We start from the raw sequence: 5,056 nt of genomic DNA, 5'->3' as shown, positions 1-5,056 counted from the left end.
CCGGACTTCGAGAATCCGGTGGGCGGGGCGGTGCTGCGCGACGACTATGGCAAGCCGACCGGCGTGATCGAGGAGTCCGCCCAGGCGTTGGTCCAGAACCTGCTGTTGCCTTACTCGGTTCCGCAGATCGTCCAGGCGCTCGACGCGGCGACGACCCGCTACGCGGCCGAAGGCATCACCAGTTTCACTGAAGCAGGCATCGGCGGCGGCTGGATCGGCCACAGTCCTATCGAGCTGCAGGCGTATCAGACTGCGCACCGCACCGGCCGGCTGAAGGCCCGCGCCCAGTTGATGCCGGCGCTGGACGCGCTGCACCCGCTGACCGCCGCCGCGGAGGACATGCACGGCGAAGATACCGGCCGCGGCCTGGATCTGGGACTCTTGGCGGGCTTCGGCGATGACTGGGTATCCCTCGGCCCGGTGAAGGTATTCCTCGACGGTTCCCTGCTCGGGGCTACCGCAGCCGTTACCGAGGACTACTGTGGACATCCGCACAACACCGGCTACTTGCTCGACGACGCCGAAAGCTTCCGCGAGCGCGTCGCCGGCGCCTACCGAACTGGTTGGCCAATTGCGCTGCACGCCATCGGTGACGCCGCCATCGACCTGGCCACAGAGATCATTATCGATTGCCAGGACCGCTACGGGCCCAACGCCCTGCCCAACCGCATCGAGCATTTCGGAATCGCCCGGCCGGACCAACTCGCACCCGTGGCCAAGGCCGGTATCGCAGTTACCCCGCAAGCAGCGTTCATAGGGCCGCTCGGTGATCAGTTCGCCCACCTCGTCGGCCCTGAACGCGAGAGCTGGCTATACCGCGGCCGCTCACTGGTCGACGCCGGCATCCTGGTTGCCGGAAGTTCGGACCTGCCCGTCGCGGACAACAACGTCCGCAGGGGCATGCAGTCCTGGGTGGACCGGACCACCGAAAAGGGCAGGGTGCTCGGCGGAGCCGGCGAAAGACTGACCCCGGAAGAGGCCCTGCGCACCTACACCGACTGGGCCGCCCAGGCAACCGGGCTCTCCGCGGACAGGGGCACATTGCGCACCGGCAAACTGGCCGATTTCGCCGTGCTCTCCGGTTCGCCTTTGACCACGCCGGACATCGCCTCACTGGAAGTGTTGGCGACTATCGTCGGCGGCCGCTTCACGTACGAGCGCGTTGCGGCGGAGACCGATATTGAGCTGAATGGAGTACCAGCATGACCGAGACGACCACCGCAGGCGAAGCTTTCCTGGCCGACTTCCGCTCGATGAGCACTTTTGGTGCGACATTGGGTGGCGGAGTCGAGAGGCAGGCGGCGACTGTCGCCGACGGGCAGACCCGTAACTGGTTCCGCGGGCTGGTCGAGGGTCACGGCTTCGAGGTTCGCTACGACGTCGTCGGCAATCAGTTTGCGCTACTGGAACTGGCCCCCGGTGCACCCTTCATCGCGCTCGGCTCGCACCTTGACTCGCAGCCGCTCGGCGGACGCTTCGACGGCGCCTATGGAGTACTGGCCGGAGCCCACGCCGGCATCCGGCTGAAGGAGCGCATCGAAGCCTCCGGCGAAACGCCTACCTTCAATATCGCCGTCGTCAACTGGTTCAACGAGGAGGGCTGCCGGTTCAAGCCATCCATGATGGGAAGTTCAGTGTTCACTGGCGAGCTCCCGGCAGAACATGCCCTCGCCACCACCGATCCGCAGGGCGTTTCCGTTGCCACCGCGCTGGAGGCGATCGGCACGCACGGTGATTTCACCCTGGATGTCGCCGCCTACGTCGAGATTCACATCGAGCAAGGCAGGTCCCTCGAGGACGACGGGCTCACCATCGGCCTGGTCGAATCGACCTGGGGCGCCAACAAGTACGAATTCGTGGTGCATGGCGAGCAGGCCCATACCGGAGCTACAGTGATCTCCGACCGCCACGACGCCCTGCTCGGAGCGGCCGAACTCGTCGTCGCCGCCCGCGACATCGCCAACCGGTTCAGCACCGACGAGTACATGGTCATCACCTCCTGCAGCGAACTCAACGTCTTCCCGAACTCGCCGGTCGTCGTCGCCAGCAGGGTCAATCTGCTCGTCGATGTCCGCAGCACCGACCCGGACGTCCTCGCCGCTGCCGACGCAGAGTTACACCACCGGGTCGCCAAGATCGAACAGTCAGCCAACGTCCGGATAGAACGCGGCGCCGAACATGTCTGGGCCGCCAAGGCATACGACGCTGCCGGGATGGAATTGGCCGCGGCCAGCGCCGACGCTCTGGGCCTGTCCCACGGCGTCGTCCGCACCTTGGCCGGGCACGATTCGACCAATATGAAAGACATCGTGCCAACCATCATGCTCTTTGTGCCCAGCGCCGAAGGCATCTCCCACAACGAGCGCGAGTTCACCAACGACGCCGACATGCTCGCCGGCGTCGATCTGCTCACCGAAGTCACGCGCCGGATCCTCGACGGCGAATTCGTTCAGCGATAATCGACCCGCCAGCCGGGCAAGCCGGTCAGTGACCGGGCACCTTCGATCTCTCGCCAATTCACCGTTCGGCAGAGCTAAGTCGTTTGCTCTGCGGCTCTTCTGATGCCGCGGAGCATTCGGCGCACCAGGATCTGATGGCCGAGGCTGCCGATGACGGCTGCCCGGTAAAGCCGACCGTACCAGTTGGGGAAGCGCGCCCGGCTTTCAGCCCTGCACCGGGTACGCCCACCGATCTCGTCGATTCGAAAAATGAGTGCATATTCGGAGAACCGGTGCCGACCGGTCAACGCGATCAGCTTCGGCCGTTCAATCGCCTCGACTTTAAAACCAGGGAATGTGTTGCCAAGGACGACAAGTGAGCAGTCAGAAACTCCTGTGGAGTCGCAGCCGAGCAAACGCGCCAACCCCTTCCCCGCCGCCCCGGAAAAGGCTCTTTGTATGGTCAGGATAACTGCCGGCCATACCGCATCGGGGCTGGCCGCGATATCAATCGCATGCTCATCGATGTGCGGCAAAAACCCCGGCTCCATGACTGAACTGTACATCGGCTACGAAAGGCGCCGAAAGATGCCGATCACGAGCCCGGCGACGGCCAGTAGGGCCACTCCGATGCGTAACGTCGTCGTCATCGCCCTGCCTCCTCGGCCGCGTACTCGGCGAAGGATTTTCGGCCTGCTCCCGGTAAGGGCGTCATATGATGCCCGGCCTGAAAGGGGCGGATCGTTTTCCCCGGGATATGCAGAGTCCATTGCCGCTTCTTCGTACCGTGGGCCAGCTGCCATTGCCTGCCGAGTTCGCTCAGCGGCAGACATTCAGGTCCGCCGATGTCCGGGACGCGGCCGGCGGGAGATGCCCCAGTCAGTTCGACCAGCCGGGCGGCCACTTCCTCCACGGCTATCGGCTGGTCCGGAACATCGAGGCTGAACAGCGCCGGGAGGCGCCGCTGCGAGCGAAAGAAGCCGCCCACGAAGTGATGGAACTGCGTCGCCCTCAGTATTGTCCACGGGATATCCGACTCTGAGATCAGTCGTTCGCATTCCACCTTGTTCCGGTAGTAAAAGTACGGAATCTTCTCCACCCCGACGATGGAGATGTAGATGATGTGGCGGATATCCGCGGCCCGTGCCGCTGACAGGAGCACCCGGGTTTGCGCGGAGTCTTTGATTCCGCGGCTGGTGGCCAGATGTAACACGGTATCCACGCCATCGAGGGCAGCGGCCAGCCCACTGCCTGTGCCGAGATCGCCGACGTACCGGCCCGGCCCCGGCTTGCGGCTAAGGACGCGCACATCCCGCCCCGGCGCGTTCAACTGTTCTACGGTTGGCCACCCCAGTCCGCCGGTTCCGCCGGTGACGAGAATCGTTTCCATGGTTTCCTTTCATCGAGTGTCACCTGCTCCGACGGCGCACCCGGCATAATCGAGGCATGGCCAACTCCCCCTCCGGAAACTCCATGATTCGCCGGCTCGTCGAACGGCTCTCCAGCAGGGAGTCCGTCGTCAACGAGGCGAAGGTGGCGGGCAGATTGCCAGTGCACATCTCGTCGTCGGGCTTGGTCCTGCTGGCGCATTCACTACCACCAGTCCAGGAAGCGTACCTGGAGCGTAACGCTGAAACGCTCGGCGCCCGGCAACTGCGCCGTGACCTGGCCGGTGTCCGCCAATCCGGATTCGCGGCATTGGCCGGTTACGTCGTCGCGGACACCAGCGGGATCACTGTTCCCGTACTGGGGCGGCGGCAGGAAATCAACGCAGCCCTCGGCGTCGTCGTCGCTGCCGGAGAAGAAAACATTCCGGCCACCGTACCGGCATTGATGACGGCGGCCCGTGGCATTGCCCGCGCCGTCGCGTGAGAATGGTTAATAGAAGTACGACGGCGTTGGTCACCTTTCGCATTCAATGAGAATGCCGCTCGCGCCGGCTTGTGCTAGTCCTCACACTGATGGAGTACCGCTCATAATTCTTGGAGGAGAACCAGCTGGTGAAACGCAGAATCGTCAAGACACAGGTCGGCATCGTCGGCGCAGGTCCGGCCGGGCTCACGCTCTCTCATCTGCTCTACACCTCGGGGATCGACTCCACCGTCGTCGAAGCTCGCAGCCACGAGACCATCCGCACCACACAGCGTGCCGGCATCCTCGAACACGGCAGCGTCAACATGCTCGTTGACTCCGGCGTCTCGGACCGGGTGCTGCGTGAGGGCCACCGGCACGACGGCATCGAGCTGCGATTCAACGGACAGAACCACCGCGTCGACTTCCAGGATCTGGTGGGCGAATCCGTGTGGCTTTATCCGCAGAATGAAGTATTCGTCGACCTCTCAAAAGCACGTGATCGCACCGGCGGGGACATCCGCTACAGCTCATCGGACACCAGCGTGCTGGACTTGGAAACCGACACCCCCAAGATCCGCTTCACCGACGTCGACGGGCAGCCTTGGGAGCTCCACTGCGAGGTGGTCGTCGGCTCTGACGGCTCCGGCGGCATCTGCAAGAAGAGCATCCCGGCCGAACACCGCAAGGACTACTTCATCCAGTACCCCTTCGCTTGGTTCGGCATACTTGCCGAAGCACCGCCCAGTGCAGCCGAGCTCATCTAC

General features: G+C 64.0%; 6 protein-coding genes. 4 read left to right on the top strand and 2 right to left on the bottom strand.

The genetic code is table 11. The annotated features are described in order from the left end of the window. The coding region (locus Y707_RS27240; RefSeq protein WP_081744981.1) for an amidohydrolase at nucleotides 1–1,206 on the top strand (1,206 nt) is incomplete at its 5' end. Beyond that, nucleotides 1,203–2,459, top strand: coding sequence for a M20 family metallo-hydrolase (locus Y707_RS0117740; RefSeq protein ID WP_026536065.1), 1,257 nt, complete (start codon nucleotides 1,203–1,205; stop codon nucleotides 2,457–2,459). The genes Y707_RS27240 and Y707_RS0117740, both read left to right, overlap by 4 nt. Before the next feature lie 74 nt (nucleotides 2,460–2,533). Here the strand turns inward: Y707_RS0117740 and Y707_RS0117735 are convergent, their stop codons facing one another. Beyond that, nucleotides 2,534–2,989, bottom strand: a complete 456-nt coding sequence (locus Y707_RS0117735; protein WP_026536064.1) for a hypothetical protein — start codon at nucleotides 2,987–2,989, stop codon at nucleotides 2,534–2,536. Nucleotides 2,990–3,084: 95 nt separating this feature from the next. Next, nucleotides 3,085–3,828, bottom strand: coding sequence for an SDR family oxidoreductase (locus Y707_RS0117725; protein WP_026536063.1), 744 nt, complete (start codon nucleotides 3,826–3,828; stop codon nucleotides 3,085–3,087). 56 nt (nucleotides 3,829–3,884) lie between these two features. On the opposite strand from Y707_RS0117725, the gene Y707_RS27235 reads away from it, so the two are divergent. After that, nucleotides 3,885–4,310: an IclR family transcriptional regulator domain-containing protein gene (locus tag Y707_RS27235; protein ID WP_081744980.1), complete on the top strand. Its 426-nt coding sequence runs from the start codon at nucleotides 3,885–3,887 to the stop codon at nucleotides 4,308–4,310. A 128-nt stretch (nucleotides 4,311–4,438) separates the two neighbouring features. Continuing rightward, nucleotides 4,439–5,056 (top strand): FAD-dependent monooxygenase (locus tag Y707_RS0117715; RefSeq protein ID WP_026536062.1); only part of this gene is annotated, 618 nt, incomplete at its 3' end.

This window comes from Arthrobacter sp. H14 (assembly GCF_000520495.1).
Classification (GTDB): domain Bacteria; phylum Actinomycetota; class Actinomycetes; order Actinomycetales; family Micrococcaceae; genus Arthrobacter_C.
This window is presented reverse-complemented; position numbering and strand designations above follow the sequence as displayed.

Excerpts from the sequence above, each read along its gene's own strand:
- Y707_RS0117725 (WP_026536063.1), bottom strand. The coding sequence starts at position 3,828 with ATGGAAACGATTCTCGTCACCGGCGGAACCGGCGGACTGGGGTGGCCA.
- Y707_RS0117740 (WP_026536065.1), top strand. The coding sequence starts at position 1,203 with ATGACCGAGACGACCACCGCAGGCGAAGCTTTCCTGGCCGACTTCCGC.
- Y707_RS27235 (WP_081744980.1), top strand. The coding sequence starts at position 3,885 with ATGGCCAACTCCCCCTCCGGAAACTCCATGATTCGCCGGCTCGTCGAA.
- Y707_RS0117735 (WP_026536064.1), bottom strand. The coding sequence starts at position 2,989 with ATGGAGCCGGGGTTTTTGCCGCACATCGATGAGCATGCGATTGATATC.